1 protein-coding gene is annotated in these 315 nt (G+C 69.5%); it reads left to right on the top strand.

Going from position 1 to position 315, the window contains the following annotated elements:
• On the top strand, positions 1-315 hold a 315-nt coding region (locus KVT44_RS55890; protein ID WP_217576940.1), incomplete at both ends, for an alpha/beta hydrolase fold domain-containing protein.

Below are 315 nucleotides of genomic sequence, written 5' to 3'. Positions count from 1 at the left end.
CCTGGCTCGGCAGATCCTGGTCTATCCCATGCTCGACGACCGCAACCAGAGCCCCGACCCGACCCGCGAACACTTCCTGACCTGGACCTACGACGTCAACTACACCGCCTGGAAGGCGGTGGTCGGCGACACGTTCGACACCGCGGATGTCCCCCCGATCGCCGCACCGGCCCGCCTGAGCGCCTTCACCGGGCTGGCTCCTGCCTACATCGACACCGGTGACCTCGACATCTTCCGCGACGAGGACATCGCCTCCGCCGCGCGCCTGGCCGCCGCGGGCGTCCCCGTTGAACTGCACGTCCATCCCGGGGTCCC

This window comes from Streptomyces sp. GbtcB7 (assembly GCF_019091445.1).
Lineage (GTDB): Bacteria > Actinomycetota > Actinomycetes > Streptomycetales > Streptomycetaceae > Streptomyces > Streptomyces mirabilis.
This window is presented reverse-complemented; position numbering and strand designations above follow the sequence as displayed.